The 21,367-nt window shown below is 54.5% G+C and carries 18 protein-coding genes and 1 pseudogene; 16 read left to right on the top strand and 3 right to left on the bottom strand.

Annotated features, from left to right (window positions below; all coding sequences use genetic code 11):
* On the top strand, window positions 1-232 hold a 232-nt coding region (locus VLV32_10255), incomplete at its 5' end, for a diguanylate cyclase (protein ID HUL42267.1).
* A gap of 450 nt (window positions 233-682) precedes the next feature.
* Here VLV32_10255 and VLV32_10250 read toward each other — a convergent pair.
* Window positions 683-880 carry a hypothetical protein gene (locus tag VLV32_10250; protein HUL42266.1) on the bottom strand — a complete coding sequence of 66 codons (198 nt, stop codon included), beginning with the start codon at window positions 878-880 and terminating at the stop codon, window positions 683-685.
* 667 nt (window positions 881-1,547) lie between these two features.
* Between VLV32_10250 and VLV32_10245 the strand changes: the two genes are divergently transcribed.
* The 3 genes from VLV32_10245 to VLV32_10235 all read left to right on the top strand — a co-directional run bounded on the left by VLV32_10245 (window position 1,548) and on the right by VLV32_10235 (window position 6,006).
* The gene (locus VLV32_10245; protein HUL42265.1) at window positions 1,548-3,191 is read left to right on the top strand and encodes an EAL domain-containing protein; all 1,644 of its coding nucleotides are present in this window, start codon (window positions 1,548-1,550) and stop codon (window positions 3,189-3,191) included.
* 581 nt (window positions 3,192-3,772) lie between these two features.
* Window positions 3,773-4,636, top strand: a complete 864-nt coding sequence (locus tag VLV32_10240) for a class I SAM-dependent methyltransferase (GenBank protein ID HUL42264.1) — start codon at window positions 3,773-3,775, stop codon at window positions 4,634-4,636.
* Between the two features lie 149 nt (window positions 4,637-4,785).
* Entirely contained in the window at window positions 4,786-6,006 is a 1,221-nt protein-coding gene (locus VLV32_10235) for a patatin-like phospholipase family protein (protein HUL42263.1), read from the top strand.
* A 509-nt stretch (window positions 6,007-6,515) separates the two neighbouring features.
* Here VLV32_10235 and VLV32_10230 read toward each other — a convergent pair.
* Both VLV32_10230 and VLV32_10225 read right to left on the bottom strand, forming a co-directional pair.
* Window positions 6,516-7,370, bottom strand: coding sequence for a hypothetical protein (locus tag VLV32_10230; protein ID HUL42262.1), 855 nt, complete (start codon window positions 7,368-7,370; stop codon window positions 6,516-6,518).
* Window positions 7,371-8,468: 1,098 nt separating this feature from the next.
* The gene (locus tag VLV32_10225; GenBank protein ID HUL42261.1) at window positions 8,469-8,885 is read right to left on the bottom strand and encodes a zinc ribbon domain-containing protein; all 417 of its coding nucleotides are present in this window, start codon (window positions 8,883-8,885) and stop codon (window positions 8,469-8,471) included.
* A 270-nt stretch (window positions 8,886-9,155) separates the two neighbouring features.
* Between VLV32_10225 and VLV32_10220 the strand changes: the two are divergent.
* The 12 genes and pseudogenes from VLV32_10220 to VLV32_10165 all read left to right on the top strand — a co-directional run bounded on the left by VLV32_10220 (window position 9,156) and on the right by VLV32_10165 (window position 21,067).
* A pseudogene (locus tag VLV32_10220) lies at window positions 9,156-9,988 on the top strand (IS3 family transposase).
* Between the two features lie 196 nt (window positions 9,989-10,184).
* Window positions 10,185-10,556 (top strand): hypothetical protein, encoded by a 372-nt coding sequence (locus VLV32_10215; protein HUL42260.1) that lies wholly within the window; start codon window positions 10,185-10,187, stop codon window positions 10,554-10,556.
* Window positions 10,557-10,658: 102 nt separating this feature from the next.
* A complete protein-coding gene (locus tag VLV32_10210; GenBank protein HUL42259.1) occupies window positions 10,659-11,405 on the top strand; it encodes a DUF899 family protein in 747 nt (248 codons plus the stop codon).
* 261 nt (window positions 11,406-11,666) lie between these two features.
* Complete coding sequence (locus VLV32_10205) at window positions 11,667-12,746, top strand: PHB depolymerase family esterase (protein HUL42258.1); 1,080 nt, start codon at window positions 11,667-11,669, stop codon at window positions 12,744-12,746.
* Between the two features lie 325 nt (window positions 12,747-13,071).
* A complete protein-coding gene (locus tag VLV32_10200; protein HUL42257.1) occupies window positions 13,072-14,514 on the top strand; it encodes a DUF3300 domain-containing protein in 1,443 nt (480 codons plus the stop codon).
* Window positions 14,515-14,602: 88 nt separating this feature from the next.
* A complete protein-coding gene (locus tag VLV32_10195) occupies window positions 14,603-15,532 on the top strand; it encodes a DUF2950 domain-containing protein (GenBank protein ID HUL42256.1) in 930 nt (309 codons plus the stop codon).
* Window positions 15,533-16,124: 592 nt separating this feature from the next.
* Complete coding sequence (locus tag VLV32_10190) at window positions 16,125-17,474, top strand: TAXI family TRAP transporter solute-binding subunit (GenBank protein ID HUL42255.1); 1,350 nt, start codon at window positions 16,125-16,127, stop codon at window positions 17,472-17,474.
* Window positions 17,475-18,107: 633 nt separating this feature from the next.
* Entirely contained in the window at window positions 18,108-18,281 is a 174-nt protein-coding gene (locus VLV32_10185) for a hypothetical protein (GenBank protein ID HUL42254.1), read from the top strand.
* Between the two features lie 247 nt (window positions 18,282-18,528).
* Entirely contained in the window at window positions 18,529-18,723 is a 195-nt protein-coding gene (locus tag VLV32_10180) for a hypothetical protein (GenBank protein HUL42253.1), read from the top strand.
* The gene (locus tag VLV32_10175) at window positions 18,720-18,968 is read left to right on the top strand and encodes a DUF1772 domain-containing protein (GenBank protein HUL42252.1); all 249 of its coding nucleotides are present in this window, start codon (window positions 18,720-18,722) and stop codon (window positions 18,966-18,968) included. Before VLV32_10180 ends, VLV32_10175 begins: the two co-directional genes overlap by 4 nt.
* 135 nt (window positions 18,969-19,103) lie before the next feature.
* On the top strand, window positions 19,104-20,198 hold the full coding sequence (locus tag VLV32_10170; GenBank protein ID HUL42251.1) for a DUF2157 domain-containing protein: 1,095 nt from the start codon (window positions 19,104-19,106) through the stop codon (window positions 20,196-20,198).
* On the top strand, window positions 20,195-21,067 hold the full coding sequence (locus VLV32_10165; GenBank protein ID HUL42250.1) for a DUF4824 family protein: 873 nt from the start codon (window positions 20,195-20,197) through the stop codon (window positions 21,065-21,067). Before VLV32_10170 ends, VLV32_10165 begins: the two co-directional genes overlap by 4 nt.
* Window positions 21,068-21,367 lie beyond the last annotated feature (300 nt).

Genomic DNA, 21,367 nt, shown 5'->3' with positions numbered 1-21,367 from the left:
GGAAACACCGCTTTCGACCACGCTTGAACGTGCCCAAGAAGTGCTTCAGGCAATCCGCGAAACCGACCTCAAATATAATGGGCAGTCACTTGGGAGAATTACGGCCTCTGCCGGCACTGCGTGCTATCTGCAGCACGAAACCAGTCCGCTCGACCTTTTACGAAGAGCAGATCAAGCGCTATACGGCGCAAAGGCTGCGGGACGTGACCAAATGATGATAGGGACAGCATGAGTGAGACGACCGGAAACAAATGGCCGAGGTCGTACTACCAAGTAGTAAAAGCCCACTCCACAAGCGGCCAACCGTAATGTCCTTTATGGATTGTGATCTTCGTTAATCTCGCCTATACGAACCACGGTTTGCCGGCGGGTTCGGGCGAAAGTTGAATTTGAATTCGTTGACTGAAACGGTCTTGCCATCGGCAGTCTCGACAAGATCATCCCGGGTTCGCCAACCTTGCCTGCGATGATCGCGCTTGGGCCAAGATCGAAGAGGCTAGGGCGGTGAAACACATCCGCCCTCATCCTAGCGCCGGTCGGGCTAAATCTGTTGGCGTAGTTGTTGATTCTCCAGCTGCCGCTCCATGCGTTCCTTGTTTTTTTCAATCACGCTTTTTGTTTGTGCACGCAGTATCCCCCACCGTGCCAGGCAATAACAGCAATCAAACTTGGCTCGCTTTACTTATGTATTGCCCCGTCGTTTGGGATTAGTAAAGTCCAGCTCGTCCGCTTGCAGTTTCGCGTACTCCGTCGGTGCCACGGGTGCAAACGTTATGGGACCGTCCGGCGACTTGCGCCGGCGTTCGCCCTTGCGGCGGTCATACCCGGTTACGCCCCGCTCAGTCCTTCTGCGCCGGTCCTTTGGGTTGCGCATTTGCATGTATTTGCTCCTGGTGCCCGCTAAGCTGCTCTAGTTTGCTGCTCGCTCTTTCGCCCTCCGTGCCGCCACGTCCTCACACGTCGTAACAGAGGGACTGCGGATACATACAGCGAAATTATGTCCTAATTCTAATTCTGGCACAAAAAATGGACAAAAAACGTTGCCCATTTTTTGCGGTTAAGTTGGTCTCCAATCAGGGCTCGTACTTAGAATCCGGATAAACAGTCGACGGGAATGTCCGTACATTGACATTCAATTTGTTGAGCACGATTAGGCTAGTCGAGATTTGCCCTAATCTGGGCGGCTCGCGTGTCCTGTCCGTGTCTGAGGTTATGGAAATCGATGAATTCGCACACTCAGTGGACAAAGCGTTTCAGGGTGCGCAAACTATGAGGACGTATCGGGATCGCCTCCCGTAGCCGAGGGCTGAGCTTGAACTGGTGCGGAGGTAACTGAGGGAGACGTCCGCGCTCAGGGATCTCCCTGCAGTAATGATGACTGAACGTTATCGAGACGAGGCTATTGTGAAATTCCACGGCCGTGGGCCCTGCTCATATATCTGCAAGCTGCTGGATTTCGATGCGATGAAAGATATTATCAAGAACTTCGAATTCTACTGGGCGAGGATCTCTGAGATCCCGGCCCCGAGAGATTATAGGTTGCCAGGGTGCGAATCTTACTCATAGAAGGCGACGAGGACAGCGCCGCCTTGATCCGGGAAAAACTGGCTTCGGCGAGTGGGGATACCTACGACCTGGAGCACACCGAACGGCTATCTGCGGGCCTGGCGCGGCTTGCCCAAGGCGGAATTGAACTCATTTTGTTGGACCTTTCGCTCCCGGACAGCCACGGTCTAGAAACCGTCAAAGCAACATTGGCCAAAGCGCCCCAAATCCCGATCATTGTGCTGATTGGTCTTGATGATAACGAGACCGCGATATCGGCGGTGCAGCTAGGCGTGGAAGATTTTTTGGTCAAAGGGCGTTTCGATACGGACTTGCTCGCGCGCTCCCTGCGCTACGCGGTGGAACGTAAGCGGGTGGAGGAGCTGCTAAAGAGGCACGCGGTTGAGTTGTCGCAATTGGCTCTGACCGATCCCCTGACCGGTATGCTGAATCGGCGTGGGCTGCAGCAGGCCCTCTCCCAGGAGATTCAGCGGGCTCGGCGAGATGGAGCTTCGCTGTTTGCCCTGCTCATCGATCTGGATAATTTCAAAGAGATCAATGACACATTGGGCATGGCGTTCGGGGATATGGCCCTTGTCGATATCGCGCGGACGCTGAAAGCCTCGGTGCGAGTGACAGACCGTGCAGGCCGAATCGGGGGGGATGAGTTTCTGGTCCTGATGCCCGGGATTCGTGAGGCCGAAATGTTGCTGATCGCTGAAAAAGTGCGCCTAAAGGTGTCTGGAACGACGCTCCTGCGCTCTCCCACGACGAGCATCCAGGTCACGGCGAGCCTTGGTCTGGCCAAGGTGCCGTTAGGCACCGCCGCGCTCGATGAGGTTTTGTCCCAAGCCGGGGCGGCGCTTCAGCGGAGCAAGCGGGCGGGAAAAGACCAAGTCTCTTCTGACGAAGGCACAGGCGATGCCAAGAACATCCAAGGCCGCGAGGCGCTGGCCGAGTGCCTCGCGACGCTGCGCCGCGGCGATGGGCTTCGCGCGGTCAGGCAGCCGATCTTTCAGCTCGATGAGATGAAGCTGGTCGGCTATGAGTTGCTTAGCCGCCTGAAGATCAAAGCCTTTGAGATGCCAGAGGAGTTCTTCCCGATCGCCCTTCAGGCCAACCTGCTAACATCGGTCGACCACCAGTGCTTTAAGACCTGCCTTGCCGCCGCAGAGGGCTTGCCTCCTGAGGCTCGCTGTCATCTGAATCTCTTTCCGACCACGCTCCTCAACATTCCTGTTGCATCTCTGCTCGAAGCGATTGGGGCTCAGGGCCACCAGGGAGCCTACTGCATTGAGCTGAGTGAGCAGCAGATCCTTGGCGAACCCTCGTACCTTGCCGAGGTGGTTGGTGCGTTGAAAGAGGCAGGCGTCAGGATCGCGATCGACGATGTTGGGTTTGGGCGCAGCTCTCTGGAGAGCCTGCTGATTCTGCAGCCGGATATCGTGAAAATCGACAAGGGCTGTGTGGTTGGGATCGGCAAAGACCCTTCGCGCAGGCGACTCTTTCGGCGACTGTTAAAGGTCACGGAGGCGCTAGGCGCCGAAGCCATTGCGGAGGGCATCGAGTCATCGGAGGATCTTGAAGTCTTGAAAGTGCTTGGGGTGAGTTGCGCTCAGGGATTTCTCTTAGGGAGGCCGACGTGACGAATGGACCACGCCAATCAAGGTCATGTTGGCTGAGGACAACGGGACATTCATAGCAGTCGAGTGTGTGCTTTGGATCTATTCTGTTGAAAAACTCGAAATCGTAGTGACGCCAGACTTCGATCGGAAATCGGTGCAATCCAAAATGCAATGCAATTCCCGCTCGTAGAGGTAGCACGAGGCCCTACCTAGGGTGTGACATCAGCGCGCGCCGTACGAAGGTTAGAATTTTTGAACCGTCAGCAGAAATCGAGTTTTTCAACAGAATAGACCGGAGGCAGACATATGCTTCGTCGGTTCACGACGTACATCGAAAGTGCCATAATGACGCGCGCACGACCGCTTGGTGTTATTGGACATTGCGCTGTCGGAGGAAAACCAGTCACTGTTGGGGGACAATTTGGGTGATTATCCGGACATTAAAACGTCATCCGGATTTGGGTATTGGAAGATGATAATTTGGGCTGCGCTTGAGAGTAGTGAACCACCAAATTAAGTAGGAACGCACAGTTTGCTTGTAGGTTTCCCCAGATGTAGAGACTGCGATGTTTCTCCTTGTGGCTACTTGGAGGCGGTTTGTCATGTCTGCTAATACTCCTGCTTTTGATCCGATCAAATACAAGGCCACTACGCGTGATCAGTGGGAGGTTGCGGCTGAAGCATGGGATCATTGGGGGCCAACGCTGCACGAATGGTTGGGCAAGGCAACGCAGCTGATGCTGGATATGGCAACTATTGGGCCTGGTCAAAATATCCTCGATGTTGCCGCAGGCGCTGGCGAGCAGACCATCGGGATCGCGCAGCGCGTGGGTCCGACGGGTTCGGTCCTGGCAACGGATATTTCGTCCAAAATCCTCGAGTTTGCCCAGACGGCTGCGCTCAAGGCGGGGCTGAAGAACATCAAGACCCGAGTGATGGACGGCGAAAACCTGGAATTGCCCGATAACTCGTTCGACGCGGTTGTGTCGCGCGTCGGTTTAATCTACTTTCCAGACCAGAACAAAGCACTCACGGGAATGAGGCGTGCACTCAAGCGCGGCGGCAGGGTGGGTGCGATCACCTACTCGACGCCCGAGAACAACCGGTTCTTCTCAGTTCCCGTTTCGATCATCCGGCGACGCGCACAGTTGCCGCCGCCGCTCCCGGGTCAACCCGGTCCATTCAGTCTGGGCGCCCCGGGCGTTCTTGAGACTGCATTTGCAAAGGCAGGCTTTCGCGATATCCAGGTTCGTCTGGTGCCATCGCCATTGTGTCTCCCCTCCGCCGCGGAGTGTGTTCGATTCGAGCGGGAGTCGTTTGGAGCCCTTCATCAAATGCTCTCGGGCGTACCCGAAGCTGAACGTCCGTCTGTATGGGAAGAGATCGAACAGGAGCTGAAGAAATTCGAAGGGGCCGACGGATTTGTCGGTCCTTGCGAAATGGTGGTTGCGGTAGGAGTTAAGTGACGATTGCGCGGTGCGCGGATGATTTTCATCCGCCGACCTTCAAGCGAGGGGCGCTATAGTGTTGTCACGTTACTTGCAAACCTCGGTAGTTTTGTACGGACCACCGCTTCCTGCTTGTACCTGCCGCTTTTCTACTTGGGGATAAAACGATGCAAAATTTTGACATGTATGGAAGGTTGCTGATTACGGCCGTGTTAGTGACGGCGCAGGGTTGCGCCTCGGCACCGACGCGGCTGGACGCAGTGCCTCCCGCATTGACCGCCAAAGCAGAAATTCCGGGCATGCCCGGGGTCCGTTTCGTCGCGGGCGGGGACATGACCGAGCTCACCCGAGTCGCGCTTGAGGCATTGCGGCGGGAACAGGAGTACCTCGCGAAGCAGGGACACAAGGGTCCTCTGCCTCCCGCGGTTTTCGTGGCGATCTCGGGCGGAGGTGACAATGGCGCGTATACCGCGGGATTGCTGAATGGCTGGACGGCTACGGGAACGCGCCCCGAATTCAAGCTCGTTACCGGCATCAGCACCGGCGCGCTGATCGCGCCGTTCGCTTTTCTCGGGCCGAAGTACGACGCGACGCTGAAGGAAGTCTACACCACGATTTCGCCGAAAGACGTACTCGAGCAGCGCGGCCTCCTTGAAGGGTTCTTCAGCGACGCGATGGCGGACAACGCGCCGCTATGGAAATTAACGCGCAAATACGTGAATGAGGACCTGCTGAAGGCGATCGCAGCGGAGTACGCAAAGGGCCGGTTGCTGTTGGTCGCCACCGCCGACCTCGATGCGCGCCGCCCTATCATCTGGGACATGGGGAAAATCGCAACCTACGGCGGTCCTAAGGCGCTCGATCTTTTCGTGAGTATCATGATCGCGTCCGCCTCCATTCCGGGGGCATTTCCACCGACGATGATCGAGGTCGAAGTCGACGGCAAGCGCTACCAGGAAATGCACGTGGACGGCGGCGTCATGGCGCAGGTGTTCGCTTACCCGCCCGGGATCCGTATTAATGAAGAGGCGGCGGCCGTCGGCGTAACCCGCGAGCGCAGGCTCTACGTGATACGCAACGCCAAGCTGGACCCGGATTGGGCGAATGTCGAGCGCAGAACGATGAGCATTGCCGGGCGCGCGGTCGCCTCACTGATTTACTCCCAGGGCATTGGCGATCTTTACCGCATCTACGCCACCGCCCAGCGCGACGGTGTGGATTTCAACCTGACGTACATCCCATCCACTTTTAACTTTCCCCACAAGGAAGAGTTTGACAACGAGTACATGCGCCAGCTCTACGACGTGGGCTATGACTTTGCGGTGAAGGGCTTGCCGTGGCTCAAGGTGCCGCCGGGATTCGCGCCGCCAACGGCTGCTGGGAAATAGCGAATCAACGGGGTCAGGCTCGGCTAACTGGATAAATATGCTGGTTGAGGCGCAATGGTCGCGCTGTCAGCGGCAATGTCCGCTTGGTCGATGTACACCTGCGACACCGAATTCGATCCTGCGCGCCTTACAAAATCCTTGACGTGAACCAAAGAACCTTTCGGCCTATTGTGTTGAAAAAGTCGGTTTCCAAATCCAACGGCGCTCATCGCTAAAAATCGACCTCTCACATCGCGTCACAATCGACGATCGTCACTTGGATGATAGTAGAGGACCTCTGGAATCAATCGAAAATTGGGCGTTGGGACTTTTTCAACAGGATAGATCGAAGGCAGACGTTGAGCCATGGTCACTTTCGGGCAGAAGTGGATGTTCACCCGCGCAGCACTCAACTCCAATCGCACACCAATTGGTTACTGACTTTTATGTACTTGTAACAAAATATCGTACAGTCCACGCGACCAAAAGCGAAAGCGCAGCAAGCAGGCCGGGCGAGCGCGAGGCAGCGCTCACTGCTCGGGCGTAAGCGGGGTTGCCACCGGGTTGTCGGTGCCCTTGTATTTTTCCACATGTGCCATCTGCTCGGCGTCGTACTGGTCTCTGGACTCCGGTAGGTGCTGGTCGCCCGTCACCGGGTTGGCCGGAGCGTCGAAGGACCGCTTTCCTTGCTTGATCGCGAGCAGCCCTGCCTTGCGTACTCCGTCCCAGCAGGTCTGGAATGAATTGACCATGGCCTCCAGTTCGCCTCTCTGTTTAGTGAAGCACTCAGTCATTTTAGCCGACATCTCGGGGCTGGCTCGTACGGATGGCGGCAAGTTCTTGGCCTTTTGCTGCCAAGCTACTTGGCGGGCGTAAAGCGCGCGTTTCTCGCGAATCAGGCGCTCGTCCTCGGTCCTCCACAATTGCTCTCGTTGCAAGAGCTGCCGCTTCTCGGCTTCCTTCTGATTCCACAATGGCATGTCCCGCTCATATTCTGCCTTGCATTGGGCGTACTCGGCATCCTGCCAATTGTAGAAATCACGGTTGCAGCGGGTATTAAACTCCTTTGTTTGCTCGTTCCACTTGGCCATCCATCTGTCTATTTCGTCGGTGTCGGCCCGTATTTTCTTATTGAGCTCGAGGTGTTCCTCGAATTCCTTATCCAGCGCCTTATGGTCCTCGACGAGCTTGGCTCCCTCGGACAAGATGCCCGCCATGTCCGCGTCCGCTGCCTTCATGCCGGCAACGTTCGCGGCGCTGTTGACTCCGGCGGTTTCGGCTATGTTCGGATTGTCTGATGCACTGGTTTCCGCTCTAACGATCGGATCTGACGCAAGAATAAGGAAAATTGCAATAACAGAAGCGAAGAAGGATCCGAATCGCATGGCCCCCTCCCGTTAACGAAGCAATAAGAAAACCAGTTGGTCCATTACCGGTGCGGCCCGTTGCTGAACTCTCGTAATGATGCCTGATCAGTACTCTTTTTACGCGGTCACGCGCCTTCAAGATTGCTGACCCACATTTGACCGTCCCAGTCGGGCGCTTTTAGGGCGCGGCGCAGGAGACGTTACGCCAAATCATGCACTCGCCGGGCGAAGTCGGTCAAGGGCACAGGGTACGCTGCGCTGCACGGAGGCGATTTCAGGAACGGAATGAAGGGTGGCGGCGGGCTCCGGGGCCAAGTCTAGTTCGCGGAATCGACTCGCGGACTTCGCACGCCGAGGGGCGATGGTTGAATGACTGAAGTGGGTCCATTCTGTTGAAAAACTCGATTTCTACCGAGGTCCAAAAATTCTAAACTTTTTTTGGCGCGCAGTCCGCGTCGACGTGGGGGAACCACAAGCAATCGCTGATGTCGCACCCTAGGGCCTTGTACTGTCTCTACGAGCGGGAATTGCTTGGCATTCCGGATTGCACCGATTTCCGATCGAAGTTTGGCGTCACTGCGATTTCAAGTTTTTCAACACAGTAGGCCAAAAACGGACATTCGCCAAGGCATCTCGCCAATCCCACCCGCACAGTTGAATTTGTTTTAGTGAACTTGTATCAGCTTGGTACAAAATATCAGGCAGGTCGATTGAGCTATGTAACTTGCCGATTCGCGTCGTTGACCATCGGTAGGCAAAAAGCCTAGAGAGTTGCGAGCATGGTGATTTTATCGACCCCTCGCTGATCCAACATCGACCTTGTTAGCATCGCCTTCCAAAATGATCGTCGCGCAAACCGTCCCCCCGCGATCCCAAAATTCCGAACTAAAGCGAACAGCACGAATTAAAATCGCGGCTTGGGCGTTAAATCGCTCGTTGCCGTGGTCATTACTGGAGTAACTGCGGTCCCGTCGCTGATCCGTTACCATGCATTAGAGGTTGTTCCTGCGCGAGGAAAATGCCAAAAAGCGGGCTGACTATTTTCGTGGAAATAGAGAATCGAGACCACCAAATGTCTTGTGAGTTTGTCGTAACAGATTGTGATTAATCCTCGTGCTAAACTATTTTAAGATTGTCACGCGCAAGATTCATTCCACATTCCGCGCAGAATTTTTGTCTGTCCGTAACAGAAGTCCCACACTGAGGACAGAATCTTGGACCGGAAACATTGCTGGTCGAAGACGGCGAGGACGTTGGACCCTCGATCCCTTGGCTTCTTTGTGCGGGGAAACCATCTAGCTCGGGGGACTGCTCCGCTTCAATTTCGCAGACGAAACCCATGCCTTCTAATACCAGCTGAAAATCTGCAGCCAAAGTTTTCTCAAGCGACCTCCAAACGACAAAGTACTTTGCCGTTAAGACCGGACGAAGCGCTTGAGCATCTCTTTTAAATAGGTCAGCAAACTCAATAAGCAGATTCTCATGATCCGTGCCTTCTCGGATGCCTTTTATAACAACACGGTACTTCGCCATAATGAACCCTGCGTTTGAGCCGTCAAGTCACCCATATCCGCAGATATCAATCTCAAGATGCTAACCTGCGACGGGCATACTCTAGATTATTGTATACGACGCGTGATTAGTATTAATTTGTTCACCTTTGGCACGCATAGCCATGAATGCGCATTTAATCTTTAGTTAGGCTGCAGCCGGCTTCCCGGACACTGGGTTAAGGTGTAATGATGTTCTGGGAGATGTGCGGTGGTCAGACGGAAATAAAATCGGGAGTTCAAGCTTGACGCAGTGAAGCTAGTTAAGAAGCGCGGGGTGGGGTTGAAGCAAGTGGCGCGCGATCTGGATGTTGGTGAAGGCATCTTGCGTCGTTGGGTCAAGGAATTCTCGGCTGATCCGGGACAGGCGTTTCCGGGACCAGGTCAGATGAAACTTGAGCAGGCGGAGCTTGAGCGGCTGCGGCGAGAGAATGCCAAAGTCAAGGCCGAACGCGACATTCTAAAAAAAGCCGCGGCCTTCTTCGCGAAAGAGTCGACATGAAGTTTGGCTTTATGGCGAAGAATCGAGGGATCTGGCCGCTGCGGTGGATGTGCGAGACGCTCGATGTTTCGCGCGGCGGGTTCTATGAGTGGCTCAAACGCCCACCGAGTGCACGGGTTCGCACGGACACGCGGCTCACGTGGCATATTCGGACGAGTTTTGCGCAGAGCGACTGTACCTATGGCGCGTGTGTGGCGGGATCTACAAGCTTGAAGCTTAGGTTGCGGTATGCACCGGGTCGAACGTTTGATGCGCCGGGCTACGCTGCGTGGGCGACCACGGCGGAGAAGGTGCCCCAGGGTATCGGGCAACGTCCTGAGAATGTGATTGCCCAAAACGTGCTTGCCCGGCAGTTCGAGGCGCCGGCGTCGAACCAGAAGTGGGTGGCCGATTTCACCTACATCTGGACCGCCGAGGGTTGGCTCGATGTGGCGGTGGTGCTCGATCTTTACTCGCGCCGTGCCGTGGGTTGGTCGATGAGCGAGCAGAAGACCGCGCCGCTCGTCACCGATGCGCTCCTGATGGCGATCTGGCGGCGCGGCGCGCCGAAGCAACTGCTACATTACTCCTACCAGGGTAGTCAATAGTCGTCACTCGACACTGGGCTATCTCAGTCCGATGGAGTTCGAGAAACGGGTCAAATTAGCTTAAGGTGGTGTCCACCGAACCGGGTGCAGCCCAGTTTTATCTTTTAAGGAGGCTGTCATATCGAACGCCAATTGAAAAATGCATCCGTATTCACTACACTCGGTGTTAAGGGACGAATTATTATTTGAGCAAATGAAATACCGTCCCGGCATTTGGCTTTCTTGTGAATATATGCGGCTCCGATACCTTAGAATTCTATATTTAATTTTCTTCTTCCTGACTGCCTGTGCTGCCAGCCCCCAGCCACAGGAAGTATGGACTAACCAAACACTCTCGGGGCAGGATGCTCAGGCGCGATTGATTACCGATCGCCAGGATTGCGATACCTATGCCGCGAGCCTCGCGCCTTATCCTGCGCAAATGGGTTATGGCAGTTCCTATCCATACATGCAAGCCTATCTGCAGGCCAAAGCTCAGCGTAAACAGTATTTCGACGCTTGCATGCATCAACGAGGGTGGTCAAGCCAGACCGAATCCTCACAGCAAAAAGAAAATATGAAATAAAACGCCAGACGCCAGATGCGAATTATTTTTGTATCGATTTAAGTTTTACTCCCGAGATAGGTTACTTAGCATTACTGCGTCCGACAAAGGAGGCGGATATCGATGGCCAAGAAATCGAAGAAAAAACCTGCGCGGAAGTCCGCATCAGCTTCATTACATTCCGAACGTTTTCCCGGCGAGACTAAGGAGTATCGAGCGACGCGGAACAAACTCCTCAAGGCCGAAATGGAACTGCACAAGCGACTGGAGGAAGTCGCAGCAATGCGTCGGCGACTGCCTCTGGGCGGATTGGTGTCGGAGGACTACGAGTTCGAGGAAGGCGCCGCGGAACTGGAGGACATGCAGATGGTGCGGCGCGTGAAGTTGTCTGAGCTCTTGCCGCCCGCGAACAGGAGCCTCGTCGTCTACAGCCTTATGTACGGGCCCAAAATGGTGAAGGCCTGCCCGAGTTGCACATCCATTCTCGACAGCATGAATGGAACTGCGCCGCACGCTGCGCAACGCATCAACTTCGTCGTCGTTGCGAAATCCCCGATTCAGCGTATCCGTGAACACGCGCGCGAGCGCGGCTGGCGCAACCTTCGGCTGCTTTCCTCGGCCGGCAACAGATACAACCGCGACTACCGCGGTGAAGGCCCTGACGGATCACAATGGCCGGTTCTGAATGTGTTCGTCCGGAGAAACGGCAAGATTTATCACTCTTACAGTACCGAACTGATGTTTGTTCCAAGAGAACCGGGGCAGGATCCCCGCCACGTCGATCTAATTTGGCCTTTGTGGAATCTTCTGGATTACACGCCGGAAGGACGGGGTACCGATTGGCGTCCCAAACTGAGCTATGGGCCTTAACGCACAGCAAACACTTGCAGTCGGAAATGGATTATTTTTGAAGCGACAATAATTACGCCTCCGGTATTAAACGTTTCGCATAAAAGCCCCAACTGTATTGCCGAGGGCAGAGCGGCAGCAACTCCGATTGAACCCAACCGGGCAGACGCGGTTCCAATAGCCATCGCTGCAGGGTTGCATCGGCACAGAACGCCGACGACGGGCGAATTGAATTTCCGATCACTCACTTTATTTTCTAAAGGAACTGATTTATAAAAAATTATGCGGCGTTTCATCAAGCGCTGGACAACGGATGCGCGAGCCTACCTGGGAGATCGGCTGAATTTTCCCCTTTTGCGCCGGGCTCGTCGGAAAGAGGGCCGATTTCACACCCCACCCCTAACGTTGGCGTCGCACCTGCTGCACTCCGTACGTGCCTATCGTCTGTACCTGCCTGCAGCCGTCTCGAGCCCTAATGTCCTTCCCCTCCTCGTGATGCTCCATGGCTGCAAGCAGAACGCGCTGGTCTTTGCGGCGGGCACGCGCATGAATCAGCTCGCGGATCGCCATGGATTCATTGTCCTGTATCCGGAGCAAAGCCATCATGCGAATTCATTCGGTTGCTGGAACTGGTTCGACCCCGCAGTCTTGAGGGGATCCGGAGAAGCTGAGATGATCGCCAAGATCGTGTGCAAAGTAATGAAGCGTTACCCGGTCGATCGCACGCGGGTCTACATCGCCGGGATGTCGGCCGGAGGTGCCATGGCCAGCGTGCTCGCCAACTGTTACGGCACCTTGTTCGCGGCCTGCGCCGTCCATTCGGGATTAATGTATCGAGCAGCGTCATCGCCATCGGCAGCGGTAGCGGCCATGCGTACGGGCTCCTCGAGTTCTGCGCAGGAGACAGCGCGTCCGACCACGCCGACATCGCGACTTGCCGCTGCTTTCGTTCCCACGCTGGTGATTCACGGCGATCGCGATGAAACAGTCAATCCACTCAATGCCGAGCGGATCATCGAACAGAATCGGAGGTTGGCGGAATACGATCGCATGGCTCCGCAGCCGCTGATCGAAACTGCCGAGCGTCGCGTCGCAAGTTCCCATCGCGCGTATCAGCTTCGAGACTATGCGCGGGACGGACGAATCGTGCTACGCAAGATCATCATTGAAGGTCTGGGCCACGCGTGGAGCGGCGGCGACGAGCGTCACCCATTCAACGACTCGCAGGGGCCGGACGCAAGTCAGCTCATCTGGGACTTCTTAAGCGAATTCCGGCGCAAACCGGGTGAGAAAAGCACAGCGATGCATCCGCAGCGTTTTTTCCTGTCTAGGATGTGGAATCCGCTGCGCCGGCGGAGTTGATTGCAGAGTAACGACCCCCGGTCGTGTGCGATTCCCGCCATACGCCTACCTCCTCATCTGGCAGGATTAGAAGGCATTGCGTCGGTCCGCTGAACCGCCGCCAAAAGCGGTCATTGAATTCTTGGTTACAATACTTTGACCTGTCTTTGACTGGTCAGGAACGGTCAACCATGTGGCTCCCGTATTATTTTATGAGCGGCGATATCCAGGAAAGCCGTATAATCGCAACAACTACGTAATCGAGCCATTCTAAGGATGCCCTATGCGCAATGCGCCTCCGAAAATCGTAAGGAATCTGGCCACGGATAAATGCCAAAGCACAGTAATGAAAGCATGTGTTAAACAACTTTTTGCTTGGTGGCTGATGTTGCTGCTTTCAGCATCGGTTACATTCGCGCAGACTCCCGAGCCCCTGGAGGGAAACTCCGCGCCCCCGACGCCGGAATCGGCTCAACCCGTGTTTTCGCAGGAAGAACTCGATCAGATGCTAGCGCCGATCGCGCTCTACCCCGATGCGCTGTTATCGCAGATCTTGATGGCGGCGACTTATCCGCTTGAAGTCGTTGAGGCCGCGCGCTGGTCCAAGGCAAACCCCAACCTGAGGGGCGACCGGGCCGTGAACGCGGTTGCGCAAAATAACTGGGATCCGAGCGTCAAATCGCTCGTCGCATTCCCGCAGATCATCCAGATGATGGACGACAAGCTGGATTGGACCGAAAGGCTGGGTGACGCTTTCCTATCCCAGCAGCCGCAGGTCATGGACACAGTTCAGAATCTGCGACAACGGGCATATGCCGCAGGTAATCTAAGGTCCACCGATCAAATTCGCGTGGAGACGCAGGGGCAGACGATCGTGGTAGCGCCCGCGAATCCGGAAATCATCTATGTGCCGTACTACAACCCGACGGTGATTTACGGCACCTGGTGGTGGCCGGCTTATCCGCCGGTCTATTGGGGACCCTGGCCCGGATATCACGTGCGCCCTGGAATCACGGTGGGTTTCTTTTTTGGTGCCGGAGTCGCGATCGCTGCGCACTTCTTCTTCGGCGAATTCGACTGGCACGCCCGCCATGTAAATGTCGTACAGGTCAACAACTTTTACTTTAACTACAACGCGTATGTGAACCGTGAGAGAGCCATCTACCAGCATGTGAACGTCACGAACAATAGAGTTGCTTGGGGACATGATCCAGATCACCGCCGCGGCGTTCCCTATCGGACCGTCGCATTGCGTGAACAATACAGGCGCGTGAGCGCAGCGCCCGAGACGCGGCGTGATTTCCGCGGCTATGCTCCGCCTTCGCCTCAAGTTTCGTCTCAGCGTCAGGCGACAGGTCAGCAGCACATTGTCGAAGGCGCTCGCCCGAATGTGAGCCGCGAGTCCCGAAACCGGCCAGAAGAACAGGCTAACAGTTCTCGGGCTACTGGCGGCAGTACGGGCACGAAGGCGCCTACGGGCGTGGCGTCCAGCCACCCGAGCGTAACGCCCCCTGCCGGTCGACTGGAGGCGAGCAACAGTCCGCGGCGACCTGCCGCACCAACTGTACAACCACAGCCCACCGCGTTTGACGGCGTAGGCCAAGGAGCGGAAGTACGTAACCAAAGCGCGCGTGGTCGCAAAAGCTACCAAGCGGCAGCAGCACCAAAGACCAGCGCTACGCCGGCGCACTCTTCGAGTAGTACTTCGCCAGCAAAATCCTCCGCTACCAAAAAGGCGCCTCAGCCGGCCGGCAACTCCTCGAGCGGCAACGAAGGAAATCGTCATTAGCGACATCTAATTGATCTCACAAAACCTTTAACATATGAACAACGTTGAAAAAGTTATGGCAAGCAAATTCAGGATAGTGGAGTCGTGTATGCTTTACCTGCGGACAGCGCTGCGCGGCTTGATCTGCGCATTGGTACTCCTTGCTACGGCGCCCCTGGTAATGGCCGCAGGCGTTTCGCAAAAGAGCTTCGCCTCGCCCGAGGAGGCCGTGTCCGCATTGGTCGACGCCATGAAAGCGGGCGATGAGTCGGCATTGCGTGCGATCTTGGGCCCACACAGCGGCAAGCTCATTGACTCCGGCGATCCGGTGCAGGATCAGCAAAATCGCGATAGGTTTTTGGGTGCCTATGGCGTTGTCAACAAGATCGAGCTTCAGGGCAATGCGAAAGCGGTGCTCGTAGTCGGCAAAGACGAATGGCCGATGCCGATTCCGCTGGTTAAATCCGGCGACAGTTGGCATTTCGATGCACAACAGGGCAAACAAGAGATACTGAACCGCCGCATCGGCCGCAACGAATTAGCTGCGGTTCAGGTTTGCCTTGCGATCGTCGATGCCGAGCACGATTACGTGGCGCAAAATCTGCATAGCGCCGGCATTCCGCAATATGCAGCCAAGCTCGTGAGTACACCGGGCAAGCGCGATGGACTCTATTGGGAGACGACGGTGGACGAACAACAGAGTCCGCTCGGGCCGCTCCTCGCGACCGCGGCGAGCGAGGGCTACAAACGCATGCCCTCCGGGACACTTACCCCTTATCACGGCTACTACTATAAGATCCTCACCAAGCAGGGCAAGGATGCTCCCGGTGGAGCATACGACTACCTTGTGAAAGGCAAGATGCTCGGCGGCTTCGGACTAATTGCCTATCCGGCACGTTATCGTGCTTCGGGCATTATGAGTTTCATCGTTAATCAGAATGGCGTAGTTTACGAAAAAGACCTGGGCAGGAACACCGCATCGATTGCCGCTAAGATGACGACCTTTAATCCCGACTCAAGCTGGACTAAATATCATTAAACGTCACGACAAAAAATTTGGATCGGAGTGGTTTTTTTCGAAATGACAAAAAACGGGCTGCAATTCTGCAGCCCTTTAAGTTTTGGAAAGTCGTAGTGGATGCAACTACCGGCCAATGGATTAACGTGGACGGGAGTGACTGACTTAGGTCAATAGCCGCTGGAACGCGATAGCTTCCCGAGTCCGGCTCGAAACTTGCGCGGGCGAATTTTTTGGAGCGGTGGTTTCCGTCGCGTCGGGACGCCGGATTGACAGGCAACCTGAATCGAGTCGACGCTGACCCGGTTTGATTTTTGACCATTACAGCCGCTGAAGCGTGCCGAGGCGTGCCTAGAGCTACACTTTTTCCCTTGTTCGCCGTTTGCTTTGGTAAACAAAATAGCTCAGTCTAAATGTTCTTTGGCGTGTTTATTAAAATAAGCGCTGAAGAGGAAAGCGGAAGTAATATGAGTTTTCATCTAATTGCCGAACCTGCGTTTATCGTGGCCAGATTTTCAGTCTGTAATTGGCAATCTGAAGATCCCCCAGAACCGTCGCCTGGGGCACGGCGTTGCACCGAAACATGCAACGACGAGAGAACGAAACTTCATAAATGACACGGCACGATATGCGCAAAATCATTCCCAAGCTGCGCGTGTTACCGTCGATGGAGATTTCGTGGCGCGATCTCGCGATAACGCTGGTTCCAATAATTCTGATTAGCTTACTTGCGATTTGGGCCGCCATCCGGTTCGTCAATCCCGCGCCGCCAAACCACATCACCATTACCAGCGGCCCCGAGGGCAGCACCTTCCAGACCACTGCCAAAAAGTACCAAAAAATATTGGCGCGCAGCGGCGTGAAGCTGCGAATCCTCCCGTCGGGGGGCTCGCTGGAAAATCTTAACAGACTGAACAATCCTTCGTTTCACGTCGACATCGGGTTTGTTCAGGGGGGAGTATCCGGTGGGAAGAACATTGACAAGTTGGTGTCGCTTGGAAGCATTTTCCATGAACCGCTTGAAATTTTTTACCGGGGCGCAGCCCCTGTCATGCGGCTTTCGGAACTGAGCGGCAAGCGGTTGGCGATCGGCCCGGAAGGCAGCGGGACGCGATTTCTGGCCTTGGCCTTGCTCAAGGCCAATGGCATCGAGACCGGCGGCTCGACAGCACTGCTGGATCTGAGCGGAGAAGACGCCGCGCAGGCGCTTATCCATGGGAAGATCGATGCCGCATTTCTAATGGGGGATTCCGCGACCGTGCACGTGATGCGCGAGCTATTTCTCACACCAGGGGTTCAGCTGATGAATTTCGAACAGGCAGAAGCCTACCTCCGGCGCTTCCCGTATTTAAATGCGCTGGAACTTCCGATGGGGTCCATCGATCTCGGAAAAAACATTCCAGACCATGATGTTTCCCTGATCGCACCGACGGTCGAGCTCATCGCGCGCGAAGATTTGCATCCGGCGTTATCCGATTTATTGATTGAGGCGGCGACTGAGGTGCACGCAAGCGCCGGGTTGCTGCGCCGCGCAGGCGAATTTCCGGCCCCGCTTGAACACGAATTTCGCATAAGCGATGACGCGAAACGTTACTACACATCGGGTAAGAGTTTTCTCTATCGGCATCTGCCGTTCTGGCTAGCCAGTTTCGCAGACCGCATGTTGGTAATATTAGTCCCGATTGTTGTTCTGTTGATCCCGGGATTACGCATGACGCCCGCGTTATATCGCTGGCGCGTCAGGTCGCGCATCAATCGTTGGTACGGTGCTTTACTGGCTCTAGAAAGGGATATGCGTGCAGCCACAGTACCTGAGAACCGGGAAGAAATGCTCGGGCGGCTTGATGACATCGAGAAGGCAGTCAACAGAATGAAAATGCCGCGGTCGTTCGCCGACCAATTCTACGCGCTCCGCGAGCATATCATTTTCGTGCGCACCCAACTTATGGATAGCATGGCCTAAACTTGAAATATCGCTTTCGCGCTACCGTAAAACAATGAAAGCCAGTTGTTGACCCAGGCTGTCACAGGGCGCGAAGACAGTCGCACTAGACAAATTATTTGGATTGTCGCTTCCGCGGCGCGGAAATTCACGATCCATCGGCAGGGCGAATAAATTCGACTTTGACCCGTTAACCCATTTTTTCCCCACCTGTCCGTATATGGACTCGTCCTCGTTTGCACACCAAGCTTCTTCGACTGCGCCCTGAGTGGAATGTAGGGGCAATGCACTGCGAGACAATGAGCCTCGCGTGGAGAAACTGCTAACCTGTTTCTCGAAATTTAGCGTTTTCACACTGCCTCGGCCAATCGCGGACACCACCTAGACGGAGCTCGCTTGAATCCAATAACTCACCACCGGCAGTTTCAACCCTGACCAAATGGCGCCATCCCATTTCGCAACTTAATTCGGAATTGTAACAAAGTGTAACAAAACGATTTGACGTATTGACATCGAAATCTGCTCGCCATAGAATCATGCCACAGTAATCCCAATTGACGCATCAATGTGGGAGGTTCCATGAAAGCCCTTCTAAAAGTCCTTCTAGGTATCATCGCCACCTTACTCTTGTGTGCATGTGCGTCGGGTCCGGAAATGACATCACAACAATCGTACAGGACCAGCCCGGAAACGGGAGCATTCTCGTACAATGCGAACGGTCAAGACATGAACGGTCAAGCCTATACCGGGATGGACATAACTAACCCGCGTTTCTATGAGGACGACGATCAGCAAGATCGAATGATCAATCAAATTTACCCAAGATGATCTGTGCGCCATCAGTATGAAGAGGTAATTTCTCTTCATCTTTAAAAAAGGCAGGACTTGGACCCTGCCTTTTTTATTTGGGCTCGAACGGCGAATCTACCGATTGGTGGTCAGGGAAATTTCTCTTTTGGTTGACAGCTAACATTGAGTGCAGACTGCCGAACCAGATTGGAACTCGGGTTGCTTCCGCATGAAGCTGGGGCCGTGCCGTTGAATTAGAATATTGGGTGTTCAAGGCCCTGGTTTTATGATATCGCTCCAATCTGTCGCTCAGTTCATTGCCACTCTTTGTTGCGCACTTTTTTCGGGCGCGGCAGTGTACATCAACTTCGTCGAGCATCCAGCCCGGATGGAATGCGGCGCTGAACTCGCAGCAGCCGTGTTTCCCGTCAGCTATCGACAGGCGGCGATCATGCAGGCTTCGCTCGCGGCTTTGGTTTGATCGCCTCGGTCACAGCCTGGTTTGCCGGGTCAAGCATCTGGTGGCTCATCGGCGGCCTGTTGCTCAGTTCAGTTATACCCTTCACGCTGATCGTGATCATGCCCACAAACAAGAAACTCCTTGCCCCTGGGCTGGAAAAAAATTCTCAGGTCACGCGCCAACTCTTGTCGCATTGGGGCAAATTACATACGGTGCGGAATATTCTGAGCATACTGGCTTTGATTATTTTTCTGGTCATGACCTAACCAAGCGCGAAGAAACAAAATGAATCACGATCGAATTATGTTTTGAAGCGATGGAATTTTCACTTCCAATATTTAGCTTTCTACAGCAAAAATGCGACAATGCTTTTTCGTGCGGTAATTGGCGGGGAATAAAGAATGCGCGACTTGAGCGGGGGCGCAACCAGTAAAAGCGCCGCCCAGGAAAGAACGGACGACGTCAGGGTTTTTCACCGCGAGCTAGAAAGGCTGGAACACGAGGGCGTTTTCAAGTTTGACGATGAAACCAAAAACAGAATCAGAAAATACCACGATGAGCTTGTTTCAAAGTTTGTCGGATCCTATGACGTTGACCAGGATGTAAAATCCAGACAGCTTTCGCTGGGCATGCGTGCAGCCTCCTTGTTCGGGGCGCTCGCGCTTGCGGCAAGCGTGTTTTTCCTTTTCCGTCAATTTTGGGGTGATTTTGGGGAAAAAACGCAGACCGCGATCCTGGTCGTAGCCTCGCTTCTGACTTTCGCCCTGACAATGATGGTTAGTCGCCGCGATTCCAGCGGGTACTTCACTAAACTCGCAGCGATGGTGGCCTTTGCCTGTTTTGTGCTCAATATTTCTATGCTGGGGATAATTTTCAACGTTACTCCATCCGACCGTGCTTTTCTCGTTTGGGCGGGCTACGGATTCTTGCTGGCCTATGCTTTTGAATTAAGACTGCTGCTCATTGCCGGCATCCTTTGCATTACGGCATACATTGCCGCGCGCGCGGGGACATGGGCCGGTTTTTACTGGTTGGATTTCGGTGGGCGGCCGGAGGATTTTTTTCCGGCGGCGGTGCTCCTTTTCATCACGCCACTGATAATCAAACACGAACATTTCGACAAGTTTGCCGGCGTATACCGAATTTTTGGCCTGCTTACAACCTTGCTGCCCACGCTGGTCCTGGCAAACTGGCCGGAGGGAAGCTACCTGGATTGGGGTCGTGAATTAATCAAGAATAGCTATCAGGTGCTCGGATTTCTCTCGAGTGCAGCGGCCGTTTGGCTTGGCATACGCAAGCACTGGCCGGAGGTGGTTAACACCGGCGCGACGTTCTTCGTGATATTCCTGTACAGCAAATTTTACGACTGGTGGTGGGATATCATGCCGAAGTACTTGTTCTTTCTCGTCGTGGGCTTGACTGCCGTATTGTTCCTGGCGATTATGAAGCGCCTTCGGTCAATGGAAAGAAATCTAGGACTGGAGGGCACGAAATGAAGAAGCCGGGCTTTAAATTTATTTTGATCTCCGGCGTACTTGTGATTCTAGTCGCAAACGGCTTTGTGCTGGCTTCGGTAACCTACAACCGCAGCAGCATAGAGAGCGAACTTAAGCTCACTGACCGCGAGCTGACCAAAACGTATACGGATAAAGAAGGCAGTGGGATGGAGCTTAACCTAAATTGGCGCATACCTCAGGAGAACCCTTGGTGGCTAGGAAAGAGCTACTGCAGGAACATTACTGGATTCGTCGGATATATTCCTAGCGGGTCCCCGAAATGGCTGGACAAAGCGAAGCTTGCCCAGCTGGGATTTGACGTCAGCATGCCCGTAAGCGATAGGGATGCATTCAGCCATTACCGGAACATGCGAGAAAAAGAAGTATTTATCGTACTCGAGCTTGACGGTACGGCGTACCAGACCGCGATTAAGCAAATGAAAGACGCGATAGATCCTTCTTGCTGGCCCGACCAAAAAACGTACGATTGCGAACTGTGTCCGGATGTGAGGAAAAACATGATCTGGCAGGAGGAAAACATATCGAACCGTTTGTATGCGGTGGATGCTGGACTCGATGATGCAACGCTTCGCGCGCGCTACCCCGACCGATCGAAATACGCAATCATTCGCGGACAGATAAGGCCCGAACTAAACCAAGTTAATGGCGGGCCGACTCTGATGGGCTATCTCGTAACGCTTGGAACCACCATAAATGTTCCGTATAGATTCATCGGCGAATTAAAGGATATGAACCCGCGGAATCCGTATACGAAACCGGGTGAACAGCCTAAGCATTATGAGGTGGCTGTGGCTTTCGGCCGGGATCATGAGCCCTGGATTGTTTCGGCGACGAAGGTAACGGAATAACTCGGTCGTCAGTCTAGCCCGAAATTCGGGCCGTAATCGCAGAATTAAATTTGCGCAGTAACTGGGGGTCGGGGCTGTATCATTCTTGACGTAATCGAAATTTCACTCTCGGCTTCTCGCTTTCCGCAGAAGAATCCGACCTGAATTCCTAGAATCCCTTCTAAGCTGACTAGCCCAGGGCGTCAGGTTTTTTGGGAGGAATTCCGCCGGGAGCGGGTCGCTCGATTTGGCCGTTGACATGATAATTGATCGGGAGCAAAGTTAAATGCATCAAGTCCCGGCTCATTTCCCCAAGGAGAA

Source organism: Burkholderiales bacterium (assembly GCA_035518095.1).
GTDB lineage: Bacteria > Pseudomonadota > Gammaproteobacteria > Burkholderiales > JAHFRG01 > JAHFRG01.
The sequence above is the reverse complement of the archived record's forward strand: the minus strand, read 5'-3'. Positions and strand labels throughout refer to the sequence as shown.

Excerpts from the sequence above, each read along its gene's own strand:
- VLV32_10250 (HUL42266.1), bottom strand. The coding sequence starts at position 880 with ATGCAAATGCGCAACCCAAAGGACCGGCGCAGAAGGACTGAGCGGGGC.
- VLV32_10240 (HUL42264.1), top strand. The coding sequence starts at position 3,773 with ATGTCTGCTAATACTCCTGCTTTTGATCCGATCAAATACAAGGCCACT.
- VLV32_10235 (HUL42263.1), top strand. The coding sequence starts at position 4,786 with ATGCAAAATTTTGACATGTATGGAAGGTTGCTGATTACGGCCGTGTTA.
- VLV32_10230 (HUL42262.1), bottom strand. The coding sequence starts at position 7,370 with ATGCGATTCGGATCCTTCTTCGCTTCTGTTATTGCAATTTTCCTTATT.
- VLV32_10225 (HUL42261.1), bottom strand. The coding sequence starts at position 8,885 with ATGGCGAAGTACCGTGTTGTTATAAAAGGCATCCGAGAAGGCACGGAT.
- VLV32_10215 (HUL42260.1), top strand. The coding sequence starts at position 10,185 with ATGAAATACCGTCCCGGCATTTGGCTTTCTTGTGAATATATGCGGCTC.
- VLV32_10210 (HUL42259.1), top strand. The coding sequence starts at position 10,659 with ATGGCCAAGAAATCGAAGAAAAAACCTGCGCGGAAGTCCGCATCAGCT.
- VLV32_10205 (HUL42258.1), top strand. The coding sequence starts at position 11,667 with ATGCGGCGTTTCATCAAGCGCTGGACAACGGATGCGCGAGCCTACCTG.
- VLV32_10200 (HUL42257.1), top strand. The coding sequence starts at position 13,072 with ATGAAAGCATGTGTTAAACAACTTTTTGCTTGGTGGCTGATGTTGCTG.
- VLV32_10195 (HUL42256.1), top strand. The coding sequence starts at position 14,603 with ATGCTTTACCTGCGGACAGCGCTGCGCGGCTTGATCTGCGCATTGGTA.
- VLV32_10190 (HUL42255.1), top strand. The coding sequence starts at position 16,125 with ATGACACGGCACGATATGCGCAAAATCATTCCCAAGCTGCGCGTGTTA.
- VLV32_10185 (HUL42254.1), top strand. The coding sequence starts at position 18,108 with ATGACATCACAACAATCGTACAGGACCAGCCCGGAAACGGGAGCATTC.
- VLV32_10180 (HUL42253.1), top strand. The coding sequence starts at position 18,529 with ATGATATCGCTCCAATCTGTCGCTCAGTTCATTGCCACTCTTTGTTGC.
- VLV32_10170 (HUL42251.1), top strand. The coding sequence starts at position 19,104 with ATGCGCGACTTGAGCGGGGGCGCAACCAGTAAAAGCGCCGCCCAGGAA.
- VLV32_10165 (HUL42250.1), top strand. The coding sequence starts at position 20,195 with ATGAAGAAGCCGGGCTTTAAATTTATTTTGATCTCCGGCGTACTTGTG.